We start from the raw sequence: 23,049 nt of genomic DNA on the forward strand, positions 1-23,049 counted from the left end.
GCGCGGGGCAGGGACAGCGGATCTGTGGAGAACTACTTCGGGGCGTCGCCCTCGTCGACGTTGCCGGACTCGTCCTCGCGCGGACGGTCACCGGTGGCGTCGTTGAGCAGGTCTTCGAGCGCCTTGTCGAACTCGTCGTCCTCGGCGGAGCGGCCGGGGTTGCGCAGCCGGGCCACGAAGGCGTCCGGCGCGTCGATGTCGTCCGAGGTCGGGACCGCGTCGAAGTGCGACCAGAGCGCGTCGCGCTGCTCGGTGCCGAGCTCGTCGGTGACCCGCTGCCACATCGCCGCGGCTTCGCGGAGGCGACGGGGACGCAGTTCGAGGCCGACGAGGGTCGCGAACGCCGACTCGGCCGGACCACCGGCCGCACGACGACGACGGACCATCTCCGCGATCGCGCCGGACTTCGGCAGGCGCTCGGTGGCGGCGGCGGTCACGGTGTCGACCCAGCCCTCGACGAGCGCGAGCATCGTCTCGAGGCGGGCGAGGGCGGCCTCCTGCTCCTCGGTGCGCGGCGGGATCAGGGCACCGGACGCGAGGGCGTCCCGGAGCTGCTCCTGGTTCGTCGGGTCGATCTCGGACGCGAGCTCCTCGACGCGGTCGAACGGGATGTGGATGCCCCGCGCGTAGTCGGTGATCGACGAGATGATGTGCAGGCGGAGCCAGCGGGCCGAACGGAACAGCCGTGCGTGCGCGAGTTCCCGGACGGCCAGGTAGATGCGGACCTCGTCCTCGGGCACGTCGAGCCCCTCGGCGAACTCGGCCACGTTCTGCGGCAGGAGTGCGGCGACCTGCTCGTCGAGGAGCGGCACGCCGACGTCGCCGCCGGACACGACCTCCTTCGAGAGCTGCCCGACGACCTGGCCGAGCTGGATCGCGAACAGTGCGCCGCCGACGCCGCGCATCGCCTTCGAGACGTCGCCGAGCATCGCCTTGAGCTGCTCGGGGGCACGCTGCTCGATCGCCTCGGTCAGGGCGTTCGAGATGCTCAGCGCCACGGGTTCGGCGATCTGCGCCCACACCGGCGTCGTCGCCTTCGCCCACTGCTCGCGCGTGTAGAGGCTCGGCGTCGCGGTGAGCTCGGCGACCGAGGTGGCCTCGTCCAGCCAGAGCGCCGCGACCTGGAACGCCTGGTCGGCCGCCTGCGAGGTCGCGGGGTCGACCGGGTGGCCGCCCTCACGGGCGATCGCGGTGGCGCGCTCGGACGCGACGGAGAAGTCGATGCCGTCACCGCCCGACTGCGCGGCACGCTGCAGCTGGCTCATCAGGTTCGCGACGAAGGCCGGGTCGTTCGGCAGTCCGGCGGCACCGGCGAGCTGCGACGGGTCGATCTGGCCCTCGCCGGAGAGGAGCTTCCGGAGCATCTCCTGGAAGTCGTCGTCCGGCCCCGGCTGCGGTTCATCAGGCATGACGACTACGCTAATCGCTGCTCACGGGGCCGCGCCTGGGACGCCCCCGTGGGAACGCCCGAACCGCTGCGCCGAGGGCGAACAGCCCCCGTGGAAGGACGTTCTCGTGACCCTCTTCGCCGCCGAGCCCCGTCGTCGTCCCCGTTCCCGGACCGTCGGCTGGGCGTTCGTGATCGGTGCCGTCGTCCTCGGGCTCCTCGCCAGCCTGCTGCCGAGCCCCTACCTGATCGAGGTCCCCGGCCCGGTGTACAACACCATCGGGACCCAGGAGCAGGGCACGGGCAAGGACGCGAAGCAGGTCAAGCTCATCCAGGTCGACGGCCACCCGACCTACCCCACCGCCGGTGCACTCGACATGCTCACCGTCGGCATCCAGGGCGACGCCACGAACCGCCCCTCCTGGACGAGCGTCATCCGGGCACTCTTCACGAAGTCCGAGGCGGTCATCCCGGCGTCCGCGATCTACCCCGAGGGCGTCACCACCGACCAGGTCAACCAGCAGGACACCGCCGACATGCAGCAGTCGCAGCAGTCCGCCGTGGCCGCGGCGCTCATCCAGCAGGGGTACGAGCTGCCCACCGACCTCGAGGTCGGCACGGTCCAGAAGGGCTCGGCAGCCGACGGCGTCATCGAGAAGGGCGACGTCATCCGCTCCTTCGACGGGACCTCGCTCACCGAGAACGCCGACGCGACCTCGCTCCGTGAGCTGGTCGCGAAGCACGGCACCTCGGGCCCGGCGACGGTCGTCGTCGAACGCGACGGCGCCGAGAAGACGGTCGAGCTGACCCCGCGGAGCGAACAGGGCACGGCCCTGATCGGCGTGGGCGTGACCGAGCAGTACGACTTCCCGTTCCGCGTCTCCATCGAGCTCCAGGACGTCGGCGGCCCGTCGGCCGGGATGATGTTCGCCCTCGGGATCATCGACGAGATCACGCCGGGCAAGCTCAACGGCGGCAAGCACGTCGCCGGCACCGGCACGATCACCGCCGACGGCGAGGTCGGCGCGATCGGCGGCATCCGGCAGAAGCTGTACGGCGCGAAGGACGCCGGCGCGACCGTCTTCCTCGCGCCGGCCGACAACTGCGGCGAGGTCGTCGGCCACGTCCCGGACGGACTCGACGTCTACAAGGTCGCCACGCTCGACCAGGCGGTCACCGACCTGCAGACGATCGCCTCCGGCAAGAGCACCGCGAAGCTCGCGCGCTGCACGTCGTAGACCCGCCCACGCGCTCCGGGCGACCTCCGCGGCCGTCGCGATCCGTGCCTCCCGAACCGTGTTCCAGGAGGCGCGACCCACCATCCTGAGTCTCCGTACAGTTTCAGGGGTGCTCGCGCCACATAGGATCGATGCACTGACGGCCCGCCGCGCCGGGCCCGCCGGTTCGACACGTCTGGAGCACATCAAGTGACGACAACCTCGTCCACCTCGGGGCGGCGTTCGCCGCGGGTCCCGATCGTGGTCACGATCATCGTGCTGGCCGCACTGGTGATCGCCTTCTTCATCTTCGCGAGCCTGTACACCGACTACGCGTGGTTCGCGCAGCTCGGCTTCCAGCAGGTCCTGACCACGCGGTGGATCGCCGGGACCCTGATGTTCCTCGCCGGGTTCCTCGGGATGGCGGTGCCCGTCTACGCGAGCATCGCGATCGCGTTCCGGTTCCGGCCGGTCTACGCGAAGCTCAACTCGCAGCTCGACCGGTACCAGCAGGTCATCGAGCCGCTGCGCCGTGCCGTCATGATCGGGATCCCGGTCGTGCTCGGCATCTTCGCCGGGCTGTCGACCGCCGGCCGGTGGACCATGGTGCTCGAGTACTTCAACCGGACGCCGTTCGGCAAGACCGACCCGCAGTTCGGGCTCGACATCGGCTTCTACGTGTTCGAACTGCCGTTCTGGCGCGCGATCGTGGCGTACTCGTCGGCCGTGGTGCTCATCGCCGGGCTGGCCGCGCTCGCCGCGTGCTACCTGTACGGCGCGATGCGCTTCGGCGGTCGCGAGGTCCGGATCTCGAAGGCCGCGCGCATCCAGCTCGCGATCACCGCCGCCGTCTACGTCGCGCTGCAGGCCGTGAGCCTCTGGCTCGACCAGTACGCCGCGCTGACGAAGTCGAACTCGCTCATCACCGGTGCGCAGTACACCGAGGTGAACGCCGTCATCCCGGGTCGCGAGATCATGGCGGGCATCGCCGCGATCGTGGCGATCCTCTTCATCGTGACCGCGGTCATCGGCCGCTGGCGCATCTCGATCGTCGGCACCGGGCTGCTGCTCGTCGCGGCGATCGTCATCGGCGGCATCTACCCGTGGATCGTCCAGCGCCTGCAGGTGAAGCCCTCGGAGCGGACGTTCGAGTCCGCGTACATCGAGCGGAACATCAAGGCGACCCGTGACGCCTACGGTGTCGCGGGTGTCCAGGAGCAGAACTACGACGCGACGACCGAGGCGAGCTCCGGCGCCCTCGCGCAGGACGCCCAGACGACGGCGAACATCCGCCTGATCGACCCGAAGATCGTCTCGGACACCTTCAGCCAGCTGCAGCAGTACCGGCAGTACTACCAGTTCCCGAAGGAGCTCGACGTCGACCGCTACGACGTCAAGGGCGAGACCGAGGACACCGTGATCGCGGTCCGCGACATCGACCTCGACGGCCTCAGCGCGCAGGCGAACACCCCGTACAACCGTGCCTTCGTCTACACGCACGGCTACGGCGTGACGGCGGCGTACGGCAACCAGCGCGCCAGCGACGGCAAGCCGGTGTTCCTCGAGTCGGGGATCCCGTCCAACGGTGCCCTCGGCGACTTCCAGCAGCGCGTGTACTTCGGCGAGACCTCGCCGGCGTACTCGATCGTCGGTGCGCCGAAGGGCTCGAAGAACGTCGAGCTCGACTACCCGTCCGGCTCGGACGAGAACGACGACAGCGGCGGCAACGCCACGACGACGTACGCCGGCGACGGCGGCCCGAGCATCGGCAACTTCTTCAACCGGCTCGTCTACGCCGCGAAGTTCCAGTCCGAGCAGATCCTGCTGTCGAACGCTGTGAACCAGGACTCGCAGATCCTCTACGACCGCGACCCGATCACCCGCGTGCAGAAGGTCGCGCCGTACCTGACGCTCGACAACGACGCGTACCCGGCGATCGTCGACCACCGCATCCAGTGGGTCGTCGACGGCTACACGACGAGCGACGCGTACCCGTACTCGCAGAGCCAGAGCCTCTCCGACACGATCGCGGGTGCCGAGAGCTCGGCGTACCGGACCGACCAGGTCAACTACATCCGGAACTCGGTGAAGGCCACGGTCGACGCGTACACGGGCAAGGTGACGCTCTACGCCTGGGACACCAAGGACCCGGTGCTCAAGACGTGGCAGAAGATCTTCCCGACGGCGACGAAGCCCGTGTCGAGCATGAGCGCGGAGCTGCTCGACCACGTGCGGTACCCGACCGACCTGTTCAAGGTGCAGCGGTCGATCCTCGGCACCTACCACGTCACGAACGCGAACTCGTTCTACTCGGGTGACGACGCCTGGAACGTGCCGCAGGAACCGACCTCGGGGACGAACGACACCGACACCTCGGACGCGTCGACCACGACCAACTCGGGCACGAACGCGCTCGGGGCGACCACCACGACGACGGCCAAGGGCAACCTGCAGGACCCGTACTACCTCACGATGAAGGTGCCGGGGCAGGGGACCGCGTACACGCTGTACACGACCTACATCCCGCAGCAGTCGGCCGGGGCGAACAACCGGAACGTGCTGACCGGGTACCTCGCGGTGGACTCCGATGCCGGAGGCGCGGGGAAGGGCAAGAAGGGGTCCGGCTACGGCAAGCTCACGCTGTTGACGATGCCGAAGACGGACAACATCCCCGGGCCCGGGCAGGTGCAGAGTCTCTTCAACGGTGACTCGACCGTCTCGCAGGAGCTGAACATCCTGAAGCGCGGGAACTCGACCGTGAAGCAGGGCAACCTGCTCACGCTCCCGGTGGGTGGCGGCTTCCTCTACGTGCAGCCCGTGTACGTGCAGTCGACGTCGAGCGGCTCGTACCCGCTGCTGCAGAAGGTGCTCGTGGCGTTCGGCGACAAGATCGCGTTCGAGGACACCCTCGACGAGGCGCTCAACAGCCTCTTCGGTGGCGACTCGGGTGCGTCGGCCGGTGACTCCGGTGCGTCGGGTGGCTCGGGTGACTCGGGTGACTCGGGTGCGTCGTCGGGTTCCGACTCGGGTTCGTCGGACTCCGGGTCGTCGGGTTCCGACTCCGGTGCGTCCTCGGGCTCGTCCGGCTCCGGCACGGTCGACAACGCCGCGCTGCAGAAGGCCCTGAACGACGCCAAGCAGGCGCTGCAGGACCGCCAGGACGCCTACGCGGACAACGACCTGGTCGCCGCTGCCGAGGCCGACCAGCGGCTGCAGGACGCGATCCAGGCCGCCACCGAGGCCGAGGGCGGGAACTAGACACACCGTGGCGGGGCACTCGATTTGTGCCCCGCCACGGCCCCGTGTAGGCTGTTCAACGTGCCGCGGGGTGGAGCAGTTCGGTAGCTCGCTGGGCTCATAACCCAGAGGTCGTAGGTTCAAATCCTGCCCCCGCAACCAAGCGTCACAGAGAAGGCCCCGGTCCAGTCGGACCGGGGCCTTCTTCGTGTGCGGTGCTGGCGTGCCGGTGGGTGCGTGTGCGGGTGGGCGGCGCCGAGTCTCGGCCGGGCGGACAGTTTCGCGCCCGCACTGCGCGAGGAACGTCCGCGGAGCCGAGTCTCGGGCCGCCCGGTACGCTCGGCGGATGGGCACCCTCACCGTCGCCGCGGCGCAGTTCGCACCCGTGGACGACCCCGTCGCGAACCTCGAGACCGTCCGCGCCGCGGCAGTCGACGCCGCCGCCCGACATGCCGACCTCCTCGTCACGCCGGAGTACACCTCGTACTTCACCGCCGAGATCGACGACCGGTTCGTGGCCGCCGCCCAACCGCTCGACGGTCCGTTCGTCACCGGTCTGCAGGCCGTCGCCCGCGAGGTCGGCATCGCCCTCGTCGTCGGCATCGCCGAAGCCGCTGACGTCCCGGACCGCTTCCGGAACACCCTCGTCGCGGTCCTGCCCGACGGGTCGATCGCTGCGACGTACCGGAAGGTGCACCTCTACGACGCGTTCGGCTCGAAGGAGTCGGACCACATCGAGTCCGGCGACCCCGAACAGCTGCCGGTGTTCGAGCTCGGCGGGCTGCGCGTCGGCCTCGAGACCTGCTACGACCTCCGGTTCCCCGAGGTCACCCGGCGCCTGGCCGCACCCGAACACGGCGCCGCCGACGTCGTGGTCCTGCCCGCCGAGTGGGTCCGAGGCCCCGGCAAGGAGCACCACTGGAGATCGCTGCTCACCGCCCGTGCCATCGAGAACACCGTGTGGGTGGTCGGGGTGGGACAGACGCCGCCGATCGGCATCGGAGGCTCGGTCGTCCTCGACCCCTCGGGCGTCGCGGTCGCCGCTGCCGGGGCGGTCCCGGGGATGCTCGTCGCGGGGATCGACACCGCCGTGACGGACGCCGTGCGCCGCACGAACCCGTCGCTGGCGCTCCGCCGCTACGAGGTCACGCCCCGCCCCTGACCCGCGCGGCGTTGGGCGGGCGAAGTGTGCGCATTTGCGCCCCCGCGAGCGGGCGAAATGCGCCCCTCTGGAGGCGCGAGCGGATCCGATTCCGCCCGTTCGCGTTGGGGCGCGGCGGCGCTCGTGCCGAGCGGGCGAAATGCGTGGGCCCGGCGGAGCGGGCGGGCACTGTTCCGCCCGCTCGCGGTGGGGCGCGGTGGCGCTCGCGGCGAGCGGGCGAAATGCGCCGCTCGGCGGGCGCGGGCGGGCACTGTTCCGCCCGCTCGTGGTGGGGCGCGGTGGCGCTGGTGCCGAGCGGGCGAAATGCGTGGGCCTGGAGGCACGGGTCGGGTTGATACCGCCCGCTCGCGGTGGCGGGCGGGTCCGGCCCGCCCGACCGCGGGGGAGTCAGCCGCGCAGGGCGAGACCGGCGAGCCGAGCGGCGGCGTCCTCGAGCACCGAGCGCCGCTTGCAGAAGGCGAACCGCACGAGTGACCGGTAGCCGTCGGCGTGATCGGGCCGGACGAACGCCGAGACCGGGACGCCGACCACCCCGGCGAGCACGGGGAGCTGCAGGCAGAACGCCCGGGCGTCCTCGTACCCGAGTGCGGCCGCGTCGGCGATGACGAAGTACCCGCCGTCCGGGCGCATCACCTCGAAGCCGGCCGCTCGGAGTCCCGCGGCGAGCAGGTCGTGCTTGGCGGACAGCTCGGCGGCGATGCCGGCGAACACACTGTCCGGCAGCCGGAGCCCGGTCGCAACCGCGGGCTGGAAGGGCGCGCCGTTCACGAACGTCAGGAACTGCTTCACGGTGGTGATCGCGTCGACGAGCGCCGGTGCCGCCGTGAGCCAGCCGATCTTCCAGCCGGTGGTGCTGAAGGTCTTCCCAGCGCTCGAGATGGTCACGGTGCGATCGGCGGCACCGGGCAGGGTGGCGATCGGGACGTGCGGGACGTCGAAGGTCAGGTGCTCGTACACCTCGTCGGTGACGATCACGGCGTCGTACTTCGTGGCCAGTTCGACGATCGTGGTGAGCACCTCCGTCGGGAGGACACGGCCGGTCGGGTTGTGCGGGGTGTTCACGAGCACCGCACGGGTCCGGTCAGAGAACGCGGCGCGGAGGGCGTCCTCGTCCGGGAGGAAGTCGGGCGCCCGCAACGGCACCGTCACGTGGGTCCCGCCGGCGAGACCGATGAGCGCGCCGTATGCGTCGTAGAACGGTTCGAAGGTGATGACCTCGTCGCCGGGCTCCACCAGGGCGAGGAGTGTCGCGGCGAGGGCCTCGGTCGCGCCGGCGGTGACGAGCACCTGGCGGTCGGGATCGACCTCCAGGCCGTACCACCGGGCCTGGTGCTCGCTGACGGCCGCCCGGAGGTCCGGGGTCCCGCGTCCGGGCGGGTACTGGTTGACGCCATCGCGGATGGCTGCGACCGCTGCCTCGAGGACCTCGGCGGGACCGTCCTCGTCCGGGAAGCCCTGCCCGAGGTTGACCGCGCCCGTGGCCGCCGCGAGCGCACTCATCTCGGCGAACACCGTCGGCGCGGGGACGCCGTCCGGGCCGAGGAGCATCGCTCCCTCTGCTGCTCGCAACCAGGGTCCTGCGTGACGCATGTGGTTCCCTCCGAGGTGTCGACCGCACTCGCGGCGCTGAACGGACCCCAACCTAGCGGCCGGGCCGAGGGCATCTCGGGAACGGCCGCACAGCCCACGCATAAGATCGCCATAGGTCGCTTGCAGCGTCACCAGGAGCACCGCTCAGGTGGGTGCGACAGACTGCACGAGCTTGAAAGGAGCACGTCCAGCATGACCGACACCACGCCCAACGGGCAGGGCGACGACATCCGTCCGGACGACGCGGCCGCGAAGGCCGCATCCGAGGACGCTTCGCCGAACGACTCCGAGCACTTCGACCACGCGTTCCGCGACGACGCTCCGAGCAGCGATGCTCCGACGAGCGACCGTTCGCCGAACGACGGCTCCGCGGACCACACCGACGTGATCGCTCCCGCGAGCGACACCGACGTCATCGCGGCCTCGAACGACCACCCGACCGACCGGTACACGGCGCCGTACCCGACGCTGTCCCAGCACGACTCCGACGCCGGCCAGACGAGCCAGTACGGTCAGACGAGCCAGTACGGCCAGCCGGACCAGAACGGCCAGCCCAACCCGTACGGCCAGACGAGCCAGTACGGCCAGCCGGACCAGAACGGCCAGACCAACCAGTACGGCCAGACGAGCCAGTACGGCCAGGCGCCGGCCGGGTACGGCGCGCACGGCACCCCGTACGGCACCGACCACGCCCAGCAGTCCCAGTACGGCCAGCAGCAGTACGGCCAGACCCAGTACGGCCAGCAGCAGTACGGGCAGCAGTACGGCCAGTCGCAGTACGGACAGCAGGCGCAGTACGGCCAGCAGCCCCGCTACGGCGAGTACGCCCAGCCGACCTCGGCGCCGGCATCGGCCTCCGAGTACGCCGGAGCCCCGTCCGCCCAGGCCCCCACGAGCGCATTCGGCGACGTCGACGGCTCGAACCAGCGCAACGGCCACTACTTCGACACCGGAGCCGCCGGAGCAGCAGGAGCCGGAGCAGCGGGCGCCGGAGCCGCAGCCCCCGGCCGCCGCACCGGCACCGGTCGCGGCCGCCTCGCCCTCCCGATCATCGCCGGCGTCGTCATCGCGGGCCTCGTCGGCGGCGGCGCCGGCTGGCTCGCAGCGTCCAACACGCAGGGCGGCAGCAACGTCGTCGGGTCCTCGAGCGCGCAGGGCGGCGGCAACCTCACCGTCAACGACTACAACAACGCCACAGTCGTCACCGCGGTGGCCGCCCAGGCGACCCCCTCGGTGGTCACGATCAACGTCTCGTCGAGCAGCGAGGCCGGCACCGGTTCCGGCGTCGTCTTCAGCAAGGACGGCTACATCGTCACGAACACCCACGTGGTGACGCTCGACGGCGACAGCTCCAACGGGACGATCACCGTGACCACCTCGGACGGCAAGATCTACCCGGCGAAGCTCGTCGGCACGGACCCGACGGTCGACCTCGCGGTCATCAAGATCGACGCGACCGACATGAAGCCGATCAGCTTCGCGGACTCGTCCGACCTCAACGTCGGCGACACCGCGGTTGCGATCGGTGCACCGCTCGGTCTGTCGAACACGGTGACGGACGGCATCGTCTCGACCCTGAGCCGCAGCATCCAGGTCACCTCGAGCGCTCCCACCGAGGGCGGCGACTCGAACGAGGGCGGGAACGGCTCGAGCGGCGGTCCCTTCGACTTCTGGGGCAACGGCGGCAACGGCAGCGACTCGTCGACGAACAGCACCGTCTCACTGCCCGTCATCCAGACCGACGCGTCGATCAACCCCGGAAACTCGGGTGGTGCGCTGCTCGACTCCAAGGGCAAGCTCATCGGCATCAACGTGGCCATCGCGAGCGCGGGCAGCTCGTCCGACTCGTCGTCGAGCCAGTCCGGCAGCATCGGCGTCGGCTTCTCGATCCCGTCGAACCTCGTCAAGCGGGTCGCGAACGAGATCAAGGACAACGGCTCCGCCACGCACGGGCTGCTCGGTGCGACCGTGGGCGACGCCGCCGAGGACGCGAACGCCACGCAGATGGGCGGCCTCATCAAGTCGGTGTCGTCCGGTGGCGCGGCGGCCAAGGCCGGCCTGCAGAAGGGCGACGTGGTCACGAAGATCGGCTCAGCGACGGTGTCCGACGCGACCGACCTCACGGCGCAGGTGCGGTACTTCGCCGGTGGCGCGAAGACCACGATCACCTTCATCCGCGGCGGTGAGACGCGCGAGGCGGACGTCACGCTCGGCACGTACAAGGGCTGACGCGACCAGCGACGGACGGGAGGCGCGGTGCCAGCTGGCACCGTCCCTCCCGTCTCGGCCGTCACGACGCTCCGCAGGCTCAGCGCCGCGCCGGTACCGGCCGGGTGGGGCCCACCTCCCGACCGTCTGCCGGTCGCCCCGACGACCCGCGGCGACTTGATAGGCTCAGGGTCGCTCTTGCGGGGCGGCACCGTCCGCGGTGCGTCCCGTGCACCCAGGTGAGGACCCCGAGGTACCGATGCAGACAGACGGACAGCCCCTGCCGGGCGTCTCGTACGTGATGCCCGTCCTCAACGAGGTCACCGAGGTCCGGGCAGCCGTCCAGAGTCTGCTCGAGCAGGACTACTCCGGTCCGTTCGAGGTCATCCTCGCCCTCGGCCCGTCGATCGACGGCACGAACGAACTCGTCGCCGAGATGAGCGCCGCCGACCCGCGGATCCGCGCGATCGAGAACCCCGCCGGCTCCACGCCCGCCGGGCTGAACGTGGCGATCCGCGCGTCCGTGCACCCCGTCGTGGTCCGTGTCGACGCGCACTCGGTGCTGCCGCAGGACTACACGCGGATCGCCGTGCGCGTGCTGCAGGAGTCGGGCGCGGACAACGTCGGCGGGATCATGCGCGCCGAGGGGCGGACCCCGTTCGAACGCGCCGTGGCGCTCGCGTACGGCAGCCGCGTCGGGCTCGGGGGCACGCCCCACCACGTCGGCGGCCAGGCCGGTCCGGCCGAGACGGCGTACCTCGGCGTGTTCCGGCGTGACCGACTGTTCGAGGTCGGGCTGTTCGACGAGGGCATCAAGCGCGGCCAGGACTGGGAGCTCAACCGGCGCCTCCGGCAGACCGGTGGCACGGTGTGGTTCACCCCGGAGCTCGTCGTCACGTACCGCCCGCGGCCGAGCCTGAAGCGTCTGGTCCGGCAGTTCGTCGCCACGGGGCTGTGGCGCGGCGAGCTCGCCCGCCGGTTCCCCGCCAACAACGGCCTGCGCTACTTCGTGCCCCCGGCCATGGTCGCCGCGATGGCGCTCGGCATCGTCGCCGGCATCGTCGGGATCATCGGCGCCGCACTCGGGACGGGGGCGGCGTGGGCGCTGCTCGGCTTCGTGGTGCCCGCCGTCTACATCGTCTTCGTCGTGCTGGGGGCCGTCGCGGTCGCCCGGCGGTCGGGGCTGCCGACGCTCCTCTGGCTCGTCGTGGTGCTGCCGTGCATCCACGTCGGGTGGGGACTCGGCTTCATCATCGGCTTCCTGACCCGGACGTCCGAGCTGACCACGCACACGGGACGGTGACCTGACCTCTTGACCGATGACACGACCGGCCGCGGGAACTCCCGCCCCACCTCGATCGCCGAACTCCGTGCCGTCGCCCAACCGGACGAGGTCCGTTCGCGGGCGAACGCCGAGCACTGGACGGCGTCGCTCTACCTGCGGGACGTCTCGCCGTACCTGACGTGGGTGCTGCTGAAGACCCGCGTGACGGCGAACCAGGTGACCGGCATGATGATCCTCGTCGGGTGGAGCGTCGCGGCCGCCCTGCTCATCCCGGGCATCTGGGGCGCGGCGCTCGCGCTCGTGCTCGGGCAGCTGCAGATGCTCGTCGACTGCTGCGACGGCGAGGTCGCCCGGTGGCGGGGGACCCGGTCGCCCGCCGGCGTGTTCCTCGACAAGGTCGGGCACTACACGACCGAGGGGCTCATCCCCATCGCACTCGGCGTCCGTGCGGCCACGTGGCCGATCCACGGTGCGGACTGGATGTGGACCACGATCGGTTGCGCGCTGGGGCTGGTGATCGTCCTCAACAAGGCGCTCAACGACATGGTGCACGTCGCACGCGCGAACGCCGGGCTCGACAAGCTCGTCGACCGTCGCGACGCCGGCACCGCCCCGTCCGGACGACGGCTCGCGACGCTGCGTCGCGCCGCGCGGTTCCTGCCGTTCCACCGCCTGTACCACTCGGTCGAGCTGAGCATCCTCGCGTTCGTCTTCGCGCTGCTGGCGCTCGTGATCGGTCATCCCCTGGCCGACCGGATCCTGATGGGCGCGCTCCTGCCGCTGGCGGTGCTGGCGACGTTCGGGCACTTCGTGGCGATCATCTCGTCGAAGCGGGTCCGCGGGTGACCCCGGGCACGCTCCGTCGTCACGCCGTCCCGCACCGCGAGCGGCCCCGTGTCGCCGTGGTGAGCCTGTCGCAGGGGACCCGCCCGGACGACCTGCGTCGTGGACTCGAGAGCGTGCTCGCGCAGCAGGACGTCGACCTCGACGTGGTGTGCGTCGGCAACGGCTGGGAGCCGACCGGTCTGCCCGAGGGCGTCCGAGCGCTGGGCCTGCCCGAGAACGTGGGCATCCCCGCCGGGCGGAACGCCGGGGCCGAGGTGGTCGACGGCGACTACGTGTTCTTCCTCGACGACGACGCCTCGGTGCCGTCGGAGACGTTCCTGCGCGACGCGATCGGCCTGTTCGAGCGCGATCCGTCGCTCGGTCTCGTGCAACCCCGGGTCGTCGACCCCACCGGTGCCGCGAACCCGACGCGGTGGATCCCGCGGATCCGCAAGGGCGAGCCCGACCACTCGTCGCCGGTGTTCTCGGTGTGGGAAGGGGCGGTCGTCCTGCCGATGGACGTGTACCGCGCGACCGGCGGCTGGGGAGCGGAGTACTTCTACGCGCACGAGGGCATCGAGCTCGCGTGGCGCGTGTGGGATGCCGGCCGACGGACCTGGTACGCCGGGGACCTCGTCGCGCACCACCCCGCGATCGACCCGGCACGCCACACCGAGTACTACCGGCTGAACGCCCGGAACCGGGTCTGGCTGGCTCGGCGCAACCTGCCGGCGGTGCTCCGACCGCTGTACGTCGGGTCGTGGGCCGCGATCCAGGTCGCGCGCTGGTGGCGACACCCGCAGCGGCTCGCCACCTGGTTCGGTGGCGTCCGCGAAGGCTGGCGGAGCGACTGCGGCCCCGTGCACGTGATGGGCTGGCTCACGATCGGCCGCATGACGCTCGCCGGCCGTCCGCCCGTCGTCTGACCCGCCCGCATCGAACCGTCCCCGGACCCAGGAGGAGAGACCATGCCGATCATCAGCGACGCGCGCACGGCCCTGCGGCTCGCCGACCGCCTGCTCAAGTCGCGACGCAGCCGTCGTGAACTCGCACGCCGACTGCCGTCGGTGGCGGCCCCTGCTCCGGGCACCGTGGAGATCGCCGTCTACTTCGCCGACGGCCCCGTGAACATGTACCAGGTGCGGCAGTGGTACGCCCCCCTCGCCGAACTCGCGGCGACCCACCCGGTCGCGATCATCGCGCGGAGCCCCGGCACCATGCTCACCCTGCTCGACGAGTCTCCGGTGCCCGTGGTCTACGCGCGCCAGGTCGTCGACCTCGAGCAGTTCGTCGAGCAGCAGGCTCCGAAGATCGTCTTCTACGTCAACCAGAACGCCCGCAACTTCCAGATGATGCGGTACGGGCGCATGTGGCACGTCTTCGTGAACCACGGCGAGAGCGACAAGATGTACATGACGACGAACCAGTTCAAGGCGTACGACTACGCCCTGATCGCTGGCGACGCCGCTCGTGGACGGCTGTCGGACGCCCTGTGGGACTACGACCTGGATGCCCGGACGATCTCGATCGGTCGCCCGCAGGCCGACCACTTCGCCGGCGCCGCGCCGTACCCGGCCGACGACCGCACGGTCGTGCTCTACGCGCCGACGTGGGAGGGGGACCGCGCAGCGGCCGCCTACGGGTCGATCGCGAGCCACGGCACCACGATCGCCGAACGGGTGCTCGCGTCGCCGACGCACCGGCTCGTCTACCGGCCGCACCCCCGCAGCGGTGTGCGCGACGCCGCGTACAAGGCGGCGCACGAGCGGATCGTCGCTGCCATCGCGAGCGCCAACGCCGCCGACCCGGGCGCCCACCACGTGTACGACGACGGTGCCGAGCTGGGGTGGCAGCTCGCCGGAGCGGACGTGGCGATCACGGACATCAGCGCGATGATCTACGACCGGCTGGCCGTGGGCAAGCCGCTCATCGTGACCCGGCCGGTCTCGCCCGAGGCGGACGTCGACGAGCGCGGGTACCTGAGCGACGCCAACTGGTTGACGGCGTCCGATGCGCAGGACGTCGTCGCGCGGGTCGACGCCGCGGCGAACGACGCCGCCGAGCTCGCGAAGCTGCAGCACTGGGTCGAGCGGTACTTCGGGGACACGACGCCCGGTGCGGCGACGAAGCGGCTGCACGACGCGGTCGAACGGCTGCTCGCCCGTTGGCAGACCGTCGCGGCGGCGCGCGGCGAGGACTGAGGGACCGACCCGGACCCACCGGTCGGCGGTGGCACGACGAGGACGGTCAGGCAGCACGGGCGTCGCCCACGAGGGACATCCGCCAGAGGTACTCGGAGCGGTCCGGTCGACGCCAGCGGACGATCACCACGCCCGTGTCGTCGGCGGTGGCGCCGAACACGGCGATCGAGAGCGACCGACCCGGTTCGAGCCGGTGCACGGCGAGCGGCGGGCAGTAGCCGGTGCCGAGGTGGGTGAGCGTGATGCCGTCGACGGGTTCGTCGCCGGTGTTCAGCAGGTCGTAGCGGCGCGGAGCACGGGAACGGTCGATCGAGAACGGGACGGCGTAGGCCGGTGTCGGGTGGTGCATGCCGTCAACCTAGGGTGAGGGTCTGACGTCCGGGGGCCGGTTCGGCTCGGGGGAGGGGCGGCTGTGGAGAGCGGCCCTGGGGACCCTGGCTGTGGACGGGGATCGGTGGTCAGACGGCGTAGTCGGACGAGTACCGCTGCAGAGCTTCCTCGATCGTGCCGTCGAGCTGCAGGCGACCCTTGTCGAGGTACAGCCCACGGTCGCAGAAGCGGCGGAGGTCCTTGTCGCTGTGCGAGACGAAGAACAGCGTGCGGCCACCGGCGAGGAGTTCCTCGATCCGCTTGTAGCACTTCTCGCGGAACCCCTTGTCGCCGACCGCCAGGACCTCGTCCACCAGGATCACCGGTTCGTCGAGGCGCGAGATGACCGCGAACGCGATGCGCACCTTCATGCCGCTCGACAGGTGCTTGTACGGGGTGTCGACGAAGTCGCCGATCTCGGCGAACTCGATGATCTCGTCGAAGGCGTCGCGGATCTCCGCCCGGGACATGCCGTGCAGTCCCGCCGTGAGGTAGACGTTGTCGCGGACCGAGAGGTCTCCGACGAAGCCACCGGTGATCTCGATCAGGGGTGCGACCCCGGCGCCGACGTGGATGCGTCCCTCGTCGGGGAGCATGACCTGGGCCACGAGCTTCAGCAGCGTCGACTTGCCCTGACCGTTGCGGCCGACGACCCCGATCGCCTCACCCGGGCGGACGTCGAACGACACACCCCGGAGCGCCCAGAACTCGTCCGCGCGCTTGCGGCGGTTGCTGCCGGCGAAGAGGTCCTTGAAGCTCCGGCTCGCCCGACGGTTGCGCTTGAACCGGATGCCGGCGTCGCGGACGGAGATCACGGGGGCGACCGTCGCGCTGCGGCTGGTCTGCTCGGTGGCGGTCATCACAGCTCCTTCAGGACGCGGTGCTCGCTGCGGCGGAACACGACGAGTCCGATCGCGAGGACGACGACGGTGACGACGACGGACACCCCGACCTCGAACCAGTTCAGCTGCGACGGGAAGAACGCGGCGCGGTAGATGCCGAAGATGCCGCTGAGCGGGTTGAAGGCCGCGAGGTCGTGCAGCTTGTCGGGCAGTGCCGACGTGCCGTAGATGATCGGCGATGCGTAGAAGAGGAACCGGAGCACGAGCTTCACCGCACGCTCGAGGTCACGGAAGAAGACCACGAGCGGCGCGACGATCAGGCCGAGCCCGTACACGAGCGCGCACTGCAGCACGATCGCGAGCGGGTAGAGCGCGATCTCCCAGTGCCAGTGCGCCCCCGTCGCGATCGCGAACACGGCGAGCACCGGCAGGCTGAGGAGGAACTCGATGCCCTTCGACGCCGTGACCCGGGCGACCCAGATGCTGCGCGGGATCGTCGTCGACCGGATGAGCTTGGTCTCCTTGATGAACGCCCGCGTGGAGTCCGAGACGGCACCGGTGAACCACATCCACGGCAGCAGCGCCGACAGCAGGAACACGATGTACGGCTCTTCGCCGACCGACCCGCGGTGGAACACCTGCGTGAAGACGAACCAGTAGATCGCCGACATCACGAGCGGGTCGAGGATCGACCAGAAGTAGCCGAGCGCCGAGGTCGAGTAGCGGACGCGGAGGTCTCGGATCGTCAGCAGCCAGAGGGCATGACGATAGCGCCGACCGGCGCTCCGGGACGCCGCTGGTGCGGCAGCCGCGGGCGCGGTCGGCGCACTCGCTGTGGTCACGGTTTCCCTTCGGGCGGAACCGCCGAGGGGGTCTTGACGCTGGTTCAGGCGAACAGGTTGTTCGCGCGCTCGAGGTCCTCGGCGAAGTCGATCTCGACCGCGTAGAGGTCCGAGATGTCGATCGGGCTCCAGAGTAGCCCGTCCTCGGCGATGGCAGCCTCGATGCCGCCCTCGAAGTACTCCTGGTCGTCGACGCGACCGAGCTGGCGGATGAGCGCCTGCTTGTCCTTCGAGGACACGTAGTTGATGCCGACGGCTTCGCCGAGGCCACCGACGACCTGCTTCGACAGCTTGTGGATGAAGCCCTCGGCGTCGACGGTGTACTTGACCTCTTCGTCGGAGACCTTGTCGGTGTTGACGCTGACGAACGAGCGGTCCTCGTCGATCATGTCGGCCGCACGCACCAGGGCGCGCGGGTCGAAGACGACGTCACCGTTCATCCAGAGCACACCGCCCTTGCCCGTCGCCTTGAGGGCGCGGAGCAGGCTCTTCGAGGTGTTCGTGGAGTCGTAGGACTCGTTGTAGACGAAGTTCGCCTCGGGGAAGGCCTCGACGATGTACTCCGACTTGTAGCCGACGACGATCGTGACGCGTGCGCTCGAACCGAACGCCGCACGGATGTTGTCGAACTGCTGCTGCATGATGGTGCGGCCGTCGCTCAGTTCGGTCAGCGGCTTCGGCAGGCTGCGCCCGAGGCGGCTGCCCATCCCCGCTGCGAGGATGACGATCTGCGTGGTCATGCTGGTCCCTTCTGGTGTCCGCCCGCGCGCCCTGGGGCACGGGCGGGCCTCGTCGAGTGTGCTCCCGGAAGATCCGATCTGCCCGGGAAGACCGCCGTCTCTGCGCGCATTCGCAGGGAGGGATCGTCACGGGGACACCGGCCGGGGCAGGTTTCCAAGTGGTGAACACTTCGTCGTGCCTCGGTGAATGATACGGAACGACCCTCCACCGGGGTACGGTCTCGGCCGCTTCGTGCTCAATTCGTGACACAGCGCCGGGGATTCGGGACACTGCGCCCGAGGCGTCCCCCGCTGTCCGGTGAGCGTTGGTACGGTGGGGCGGTGGCCGCAGCAGCAGGGGACGACGACGACGTGTACGCCACGTCGGACGCTGCCTGGCTGACCGAGGAAGCGGAAGCCGACACCGAGGCCGAAGCGGCCGCCGACGGCGACGACGACACCGCGGACGACGCTGCCACCGAGGACGACGACGCCACCGCGGCGGGAGACGCCGCTGACGACGACATGGGGGACGGGGATGCACACGACGCCTCCGCTGAGGACACGATGACCGACGACACGACGGCCACCGAGACGACGGAGACGGAGACGGGGGCGGACCGCGTCGCCGCGCAGGCGGTGGCGCCGACGACCACCGGTCGCCGCCCTGCCAAGGCGCGCGGCGGCAAGGGACGTGCCACCCGCCCGACGCAGACGGCGGGGACGACCGGCACCGTGCCTCCTGGCCCGCGCGCCGGGGCGGACGAGACGGACGCGACCGCCGGCACGGACGCGACCGACCGCGCGACCCCGACCGACCGCGCGACCCCGACGGACACCGCAACCGCCACGGACCCCGCAGCGGACACGGCAGCAGCCGACACCGCAGCGGACACCGCGGCGCCCGACACCAAGTCCGCGAAGAAGCGCCCGAGCGGCACGAAGCGCCCCGCGCCCACGGCCAAGCAGCCCCAGCAGCCCGTCGTCCTCCGTGCCGACGGCCTCGTGAAGCGCTACGGCCAGACCCTCGCCGTCGACGAGGTCGACCTCGAGATCCGCCAGGGCTCGATCTTCGGCGTCGTCGGCCCGAACGGCGCCGGCAAGACGACCACCCTGTCGATGGTCACCGGACTCCTGCGCCCGGACGCCGGCAGCGTGACCGTGCTCGACCACGACGTGTGGGCCGACCCGACCGCCGCCAAGCGGGACCTCGGCGTGCTGCCGGACCGGCTCCGGCTGTTCGACCGGCTGACCGGCGCGCAGCTGCTGTACTACTCGGCGACCCTCCGCGGGCTCGACGGCGCCACCGCGCGCAAGCGCAGCAGTGACCTGGCCGAGGCGTTCGGTCTCGGCGAGGCGCTCGGCCGTCAGGTCGCCGACTACTCCGTGGGCATGGCGAAGAAGATCGCCCTCGCGGCGACGCTCATCCACTCGCCCCGGGTGCTCGTGCTCGACGAACCGTTCGAGTCCGTCGACCCGGTCAGCGCAGCGACCATCACCGAGATCCTCCGTCGCTACACGCGCGGGGGCGGCACGGTGGTGCTCTCCAGCCACTCCATGGAGCTCGTGCAGCGCACGTGTGACTCCGTCGCCATCATCGTCGGCGGCAAGGTCCTCGCCTCCGGCACGATGGCGCAGGTCCGCGGGCGCAAGAGCCTCGAGGACAAGTTCGTCGAACTCGCGGGCGGCCGCGTCGTGGCAGAGAGCATGGAATGGTTGCACAGCTTCTCCGGCTGAGGGCGGACCTGCTCGCGGGCGAGGTCCGCGGGAGCGCCCGTCGGTCGGTCCTCGTCGTGCTCGGCAGCCTCGCGGGACTCGTCGCCGCGGTGCTCGTCGCGATCGAGGTCGTCGGGCTCCGTGACGCCGCACCCGAGGTCGCGCGTTCGGTCGTCGTGCCGGTCGGCACGCTCATCGCCTTCGCGTTCACGGTCGTCCCCCTCGTCGTCGGGCGCGGCGACCAGTTCGATCCGCGGCGCTTCACCGTGTTCGGCATCGGCCGACGTGACCTGGCGGTCGGGCTCGGGGTCGCCGGACTCATCGGGGTCCCGGTCGTCGCGGTCGCCGTCGTGGCCGTCGCGCAGTCGGTCGCGTGGATGCGCGGTGCGGGTGTCGGCGTCCTCGGCGTCGTCGCCGCCCTCCTCGCCATCGCCACGTGCGCCCTGCTCATCCGCGTCGGCAGCGCCGTCGGTGCGTCCCTGATCGGACCGCACCGGTCGCGGGACGCCGGCTGGTTGGTCGCGCTGGTCATCGTCGTGCTGGCGATCCCGGCCGTCTCGCTCCTGCTCCGCGTCGACTGGCTCGACCCGGCCGGCGCCGAGATGCAGCGCGTCGCCGACGTCGCCGGGTGGACGCCGTGGGGCGCCGCCTGGGCCGTCCCGGCCGACGTCGCGAGTGGCCGTGTGGGCGAGGGCATCGTCAAGCTCGTCATCGCGGTGGTCGTCGTGGCCCTGCTCGGCCTCGCCTGGTGGGCCGTGGTCGGCCGGGCGCTCGAGACCGTCGACGGCCGTGCGCGGACCCGTCGGTACCGGGGCCTCGGATGGTTCGACACGCTCGGCTCCACGCCCGTCGGCGCGGTGGCGGCACGGGCCCTCACCTACTGGGGACGCGACCCGCGGTACCGCGCGTCCTACCTGATCATCGTGTTCGTCCCGCTCGTCGTCATCCCGCTCGGGGTGGCCGGCGTGCCGTGGCACTGGACCGCCCTGGTGCCGCTGCCGCTGATGGCGCTCATCGCGGGCTTCCTGCCGCACAACGACGTCTCGTACGACAACACCGCGGTGTGGCTGCACGTCGCCTCGGGAGCCCCGGGCTGGAGCGACCGACTCGGTCGCCTCGTGCCGGTGCTCACCGTGGGCATCCCCGCACTCGTCGCCGGCTCGTGGGTCTCCGCGTGGCTGTTCGGTGACTGGACGGCCTTCCCGCTGCTGGTCGGCGTGAGCACGAGTGCGCTCCTGTCCGGCCTCGGGCTGTCGAGCGTCGTGTCCGTCCTGCTGCCGTACCCGACCGTCCGACCGGGCGACCATCCCTTCCAGCAGCCGCAGGCCGCCGGCGTCCTCGCCTCGGTCGCGCAGTCGTCGATGGTGGTCGGGATCCTGGTCTGCTCCGTCCCCGCGGCCTGGCTCGCGGTGCTCGCCTTCGTCGACGGCCCGGAGCCGTGGGGGATCCTCACCCTCGTCGTCGGGGTCCTGGTCGGCGTGGTCGTGCTGGCGGCGGGCGTCGCGATCGGCGGTCGCCTCTTCGACCGCCACGGGCCGGACCTGCTGGCCGCAGCGCAGCGCAACTGAGCCGGGTCGCCTCGCGGCGTGACCACGTGACGGCCTGGAGGCGCGGGTCGACCCCGCCCCGCGCCTCCAGGCCGTCACGGGTCGGCCACGCCCCGCGCGTCGCGGACCGTCGCGGCGCGCGCCCGGTCGTCGTACCCTGGACGCATGAGCATGACGGAACCCGGTGGCGGCCTCGACGTGATGGACCGCGAGCTCGAGAAGCTCCTCGAGGAAGAGGCGATCGAGCCCGGCGACCACGAGCGCTTCTCGCACTACGTCAAGAAGGACAAGATCCTGCAGTCGGCCCTGACCGGCAAGCCCGTCAAGGCGCTGTGCGGGAAGAAGTGGATCCCCGGTCGCGACCCCGAGAAGTTCCCGGTCTGCCCCGACTGCAAGGCGATCTACGAGAAGATGAAGGCGGAGTGACGCCGACGCTCAGATGACGAGCGTGGGGATGGCCGGGTCACCCCGACCGATGCGTGACGCGTCGGCGGGCAGCTCGGCCTTCGCCATCTTGTGGTGCGCGCGGGCCGCTTCGACGCCCTGCACGCCGAGGAACGCCGGGTCCACCTCGCCGTTCGTCACCACGGGGACGAGCAGCGGGCGTTCGTCCGGCCCGACCTGACCCGTGGTCAGCACGACCTCGGCGGTGGCGATGCCGTTGCGGAGGCGGCGGCCGGCCTGCTTGCGTCCGCCGACGGTGGCCTTCTCGGCCGACTTCTTCGCGACCGGGACCCAGCCGTCGTCGTTCGCACCGCCGTCGGCTGCGTCGCGGTGGCCCGCGTCGCGGTGGGCCGCGTTGCGGTGGCTCGCGTCGCGGTGGGCGACGAGCTTGAACACCATGCCCGCGGCCGGGTGGCCCGATCCGGAGACCACCGAGGTCCCGACGCCGTAGGAGTCGACCGGTGCCGCGCGGAGTGCCGCGATCGTGTACTCGTCGAGGTCGTTCGTGACCGTGATCTTCGTGTCGGTCGCCCCGAGCCGGTCGAGCTGTGCGCGGACCGACGCCACGACGGACGGCAGATCGCCGCTGTCGATGCGGACCGCGCCGAGCTTGCCGTCGGTGAGCCGGACCGCGGTGTCGACGGCGGCCTCGATGTCGTAGGTGTCGACGAGCAGCGTCGTGCCGGTCCCGAGGGCGTCGATCTGCGATCGGAAGGCGTCCTCCTCCGAGTCGTGGAGGAGCGTGAACGCGTGCGCCGCGGTGCCCATCGTCGGGATGCCCCAGGTGCGCCCGGCCTCGAGGTTGCTCGTCGCCCCGAAGCCCGCGATGTACGCGGCCCGGGCGGCGGCGACGGCGTTCCACTCGCCGGTGCGCCGGGAGCCCATCTCGGCGAGCGGTCGACCGTCGGCAGCGGAGACCATGCGTGCGGCGGCGCTCGCGATCGCGCTGTCGGCGTTGAAGATGCTCAGCGCGAGGGTCTCGAGCACGACCGCCTCGGCGAAGGTGCCCTCGATCTGGAGGACGGGGGAGTTCGGGAAGAAGACCTCGCCCTCGCGGTAGGCCCGGATGTCCCCGGTGAACCGGTAGTCGGCGAGGTACAAGGCCGTCCCGGCGTCGATGACGCCGCGGTCGCGCAGGAACGCGATCTCGTCGTCGCCGAACCGGAAGTCCGTCAGCGCGGTCAGGAACCGGCCGAGGCCCGCGGCGACACCGTAGCGGCGTCCGTCCGGCAGTCGGCGGGCGAAGACCTCGAACACGCACCGGCGGTCGGCCGTACCGTCCTTGAGGGCCGCGTCGACCATGGTGAGTTCGTACTGGTCCGTGAGGAGCGCGCTGGTCACCTCTCCGACACTAGTGTCGCCCGGGCTCGGAGGTACGGATCCGCCGGCCGGCGCGCGCGAGCGGGCGGTACGTGCCGGGTCGTCACGGTGAGCGGTGCGTGTTCAGCCCGCTCGCGG

General features: G+C 71.0%; 18 protein-coding genes and 1 tRNA gene. 12 read left to right on the plus strand and 7 right to left on the minus strand.

Annotation, left to right across the window (positions count from 1 at the left end):
* Positions 1 to 32: 32 nt before the first annotated feature.
* Positions 33 to 1,409, minus strand: coding sequence for a zinc-dependent metalloprotease (locus JSX79_RS03755; protein WP_070416680.1), 1,377 nt, complete (start codon positions 1,407 to 1,409; stop codon positions 33 to 35).
* Between the two features lie 106 nt (positions 1,410 to 1,515).
* On the opposite strand from JSX79_RS03755, the gene JSX79_RS18575 reads away from it, so the two are divergent.
* The 4 genes from JSX79_RS18575 (at position 1,516) to JSX79_RS03775 (ending at position 7,003) form a co-directional block, all read left to right on the plus strand.
* On the plus strand, positions 1,516 to 2,625 hold the full coding sequence (locus JSX79_RS18575) for a PDZ domain-containing protein (RefSeq protein WP_229085201.1): 1,110 nt from the start codon (positions 1,516 to 1,518) through the stop codon (positions 2,623 to 2,625).
* 240 nt (positions 2,626 to 2,865) lie between these two features.
* Positions 2,866 to 5,862: a UPF0182 family protein gene (locus JSX79_RS03765; protein WP_181015139.1), complete on the plus strand. Its 2,997-nt coding sequence runs from the start codon at positions 2,866 to 2,868 to the stop codon at positions 5,860 to 5,862.
* A gap of 64 nt (positions 5,863 to 5,926) precedes the next feature.
* Positions 5,927 to 6,003 (plus strand) — tRNA-Met (locus JSX79_RS03770).
* Positions 6,004 to 6,187: 184 nt separating this feature from the next.
* The gene (locus JSX79_RS03775) at positions 6,188 to 7,003 is read left to right on the plus strand and encodes a carbon-nitrogen hydrolase family protein (protein ID WP_229085202.1); all 816 of its coding nucleotides are present in this window, start codon (positions 6,188 to 6,190) and stop codon (positions 7,001 to 7,003) included.
* Between the two features lie 387 nt (positions 7,004 to 7,390).
* Here JSX79_RS03775 and JSX79_RS03780 read toward each other — a convergent pair whose 3' ends face one another.
* On the minus strand, positions 7,391 to 8,593 hold the full coding sequence (locus tag JSX79_RS03780) for an aminotransferase class I/II-fold pyridoxal phosphate-dependent enzyme (protein WP_229085203.1): 1,203 nt from the start codon (positions 8,591 to 8,593) through the stop codon (positions 7,391 to 7,393).
* A 192-nt stretch (positions 8,594 to 8,785) separates the two neighbouring features.
* Here JSX79_RS03780 and JSX79_RS03785 point away from each other — a divergent pair, with 192 nt between their 5' ends.
* From JSX79_RS03785 to JSX79_RS03805, 5 genes are all read left to right on the plus strand, one after another.
* The gene (locus JSX79_RS03785; RefSeq protein WP_229085204.1) at positions 8,786 to 10,822 is read left to right on the plus strand and encodes a S1C family serine protease; all 2,037 of its coding nucleotides are present in this window, start codon (positions 8,786 to 8,788) and stop codon (positions 10,820 to 10,822) included.
* Between the two features lie 238 nt (positions 10,823 to 11,060).
* Positions 11,061 to 12,104, plus strand: a complete 1,044-nt coding sequence (locus JSX79_RS03790) for a glycosyltransferase family 2 protein (RefSeq protein ID WP_092384174.1) — start codon at positions 11,061 to 11,063, stop codon at positions 12,102 to 12,104.
* 9 nt (positions 12,105 to 12,113) lie between these two features.
* Positions 12,114 to 12,932 carry a CDP-alcohol phosphatidyltransferase family protein gene (locus JSX79_RS03795; RefSeq protein WP_229085205.1) on the plus strand — a complete coding sequence of 273 codons (819 nt, stop codon included), beginning with the start codon at positions 12,114 to 12,116 and terminating at the stop codon, positions 12,930 to 12,932.
* Positions 12,929 to 13,837, plus strand: coding sequence for a glycosyltransferase family 2 protein (locus JSX79_RS03800; RefSeq protein WP_092384172.1), 909 nt, complete (start codon positions 12,929 to 12,931; stop codon positions 13,835 to 13,837). Before JSX79_RS03795 ends, JSX79_RS03800 begins: the two co-directional genes overlap by 4 nt.
* A 42-nt stretch (positions 13,838 to 13,879) precedes the next feature.
* On the plus strand, positions 13,880 to 15,112 hold the full coding sequence (locus JSX79_RS03805; protein ID WP_229085206.1) for a CDP-glycerol glycerophosphotransferase family protein: 1,233 nt from the start codon (positions 13,880 to 13,882) through the stop codon (positions 15,110 to 15,112).
* A gap of 46 nt (positions 15,113 to 15,158) precedes the next feature.
* Here JSX79_RS03805 and JSX79_RS03810 read toward each other — a convergent pair whose 3' ends face one another.
* From JSX79_RS03810 to JSX79_RS03825, 4 genes are all read right to left on the minus strand, one after another.
* Positions 15,159 to 15,461, minus strand: coding sequence for a hypothetical protein (locus JSX79_RS03810; RefSeq protein WP_229085207.1), 303 nt, complete (start codon positions 15,459 to 15,461; stop codon positions 15,159 to 15,161).
* Positions 15,462 to 15,570: 109 nt separating this feature from the next.
* Complete coding sequence (locus JSX79_RS03815) at positions 15,571 to 16,341, minus strand: ABC transporter ATP-binding protein (RefSeq protein WP_229085208.1); 771 nt, start codon at positions 16,339 to 16,341, stop codon at positions 15,571 to 15,573.
* Complete coding sequence (locus JSX79_RS03820; protein WP_070416670.1) at positions 16,341 to 17,165, minus strand: ABC transporter permease; 825 nt, start codon at positions 17,163 to 17,165, stop codon at positions 16,341 to 16,343. The genes JSX79_RS03815 and JSX79_RS03820 overlap by 1 nt, the downstream gene beginning before the upstream one ends.
* 44 nt (positions 17,166 to 17,209) lie before the next feature.
* On the minus strand, positions 17,210 to 17,905 hold the full coding sequence (locus JSX79_RS03825; RefSeq protein ID WP_070416669.1) for an NTP transferase domain-containing protein: 696 nt from the start codon (positions 17,903 to 17,905) through the stop codon (positions 17,210 to 17,212).
* A gap of 321 nt (positions 17,906 to 18,226) precedes the next feature.
* On the opposite strand from JSX79_RS03825, the gene JSX79_RS03830 reads away from it, so the two are divergent.
* From JSX79_RS03830 to JSX79_RS03840, 3 genes are all read left to right on the plus strand, one after another.
* Positions 18,227 to 19,621 (plus strand): ABC transporter ATP-binding protein, encoded by a 1,395-nt coding sequence (locus JSX79_RS03830; RefSeq protein WP_229085209.1) that lies wholly within the window; start codon positions 18,227 to 18,229, stop codon positions 19,619 to 19,621.
* Positions 19,597 to 21,168 (plus strand): ABC transporter permease, encoded by a 1,572-nt coding sequence (locus JSX79_RS03835; protein WP_229085210.1) that lies wholly within the window; start codon positions 19,597 to 19,599, stop codon positions 21,166 to 21,168. Before JSX79_RS03830 ends, JSX79_RS03835 begins: the two co-directional genes overlap by 25 nt.
* Before the next feature lie 144 nt (positions 21,169 to 21,312).
* Positions 21,313 to 21,573, plus strand: coding sequence for a DUF3039 domain-containing protein (locus JSX79_RS03840; RefSeq protein WP_092384164.1), 261 nt, complete (start codon positions 21,313 to 21,315; stop codon positions 21,571 to 21,573).
* A gap of 9 nt (positions 21,574 to 21,582) precedes the next feature.
* Here JSX79_RS03840 and JSX79_RS03845 read toward each other — a convergent pair whose 3' ends face one another.
* Positions 21,583 to 22,932, minus strand: coding sequence for a nicotinate phosphoribosyltransferase (locus tag JSX79_RS03845; protein ID WP_308061330.1), 1,350 nt, complete (start codon positions 22,930 to 22,932; stop codon positions 21,583 to 21,585).
* Positions 22,933 to 23,049: the final 117 nt, after the last annotated feature.

This window comes from Curtobacterium sp. GD1, assembly GCF_020882855.1.
GTDB lineage: Bacteria > Actinomycetota > Actinomycetes > Actinomycetales > Microbacteriaceae > Curtobacterium.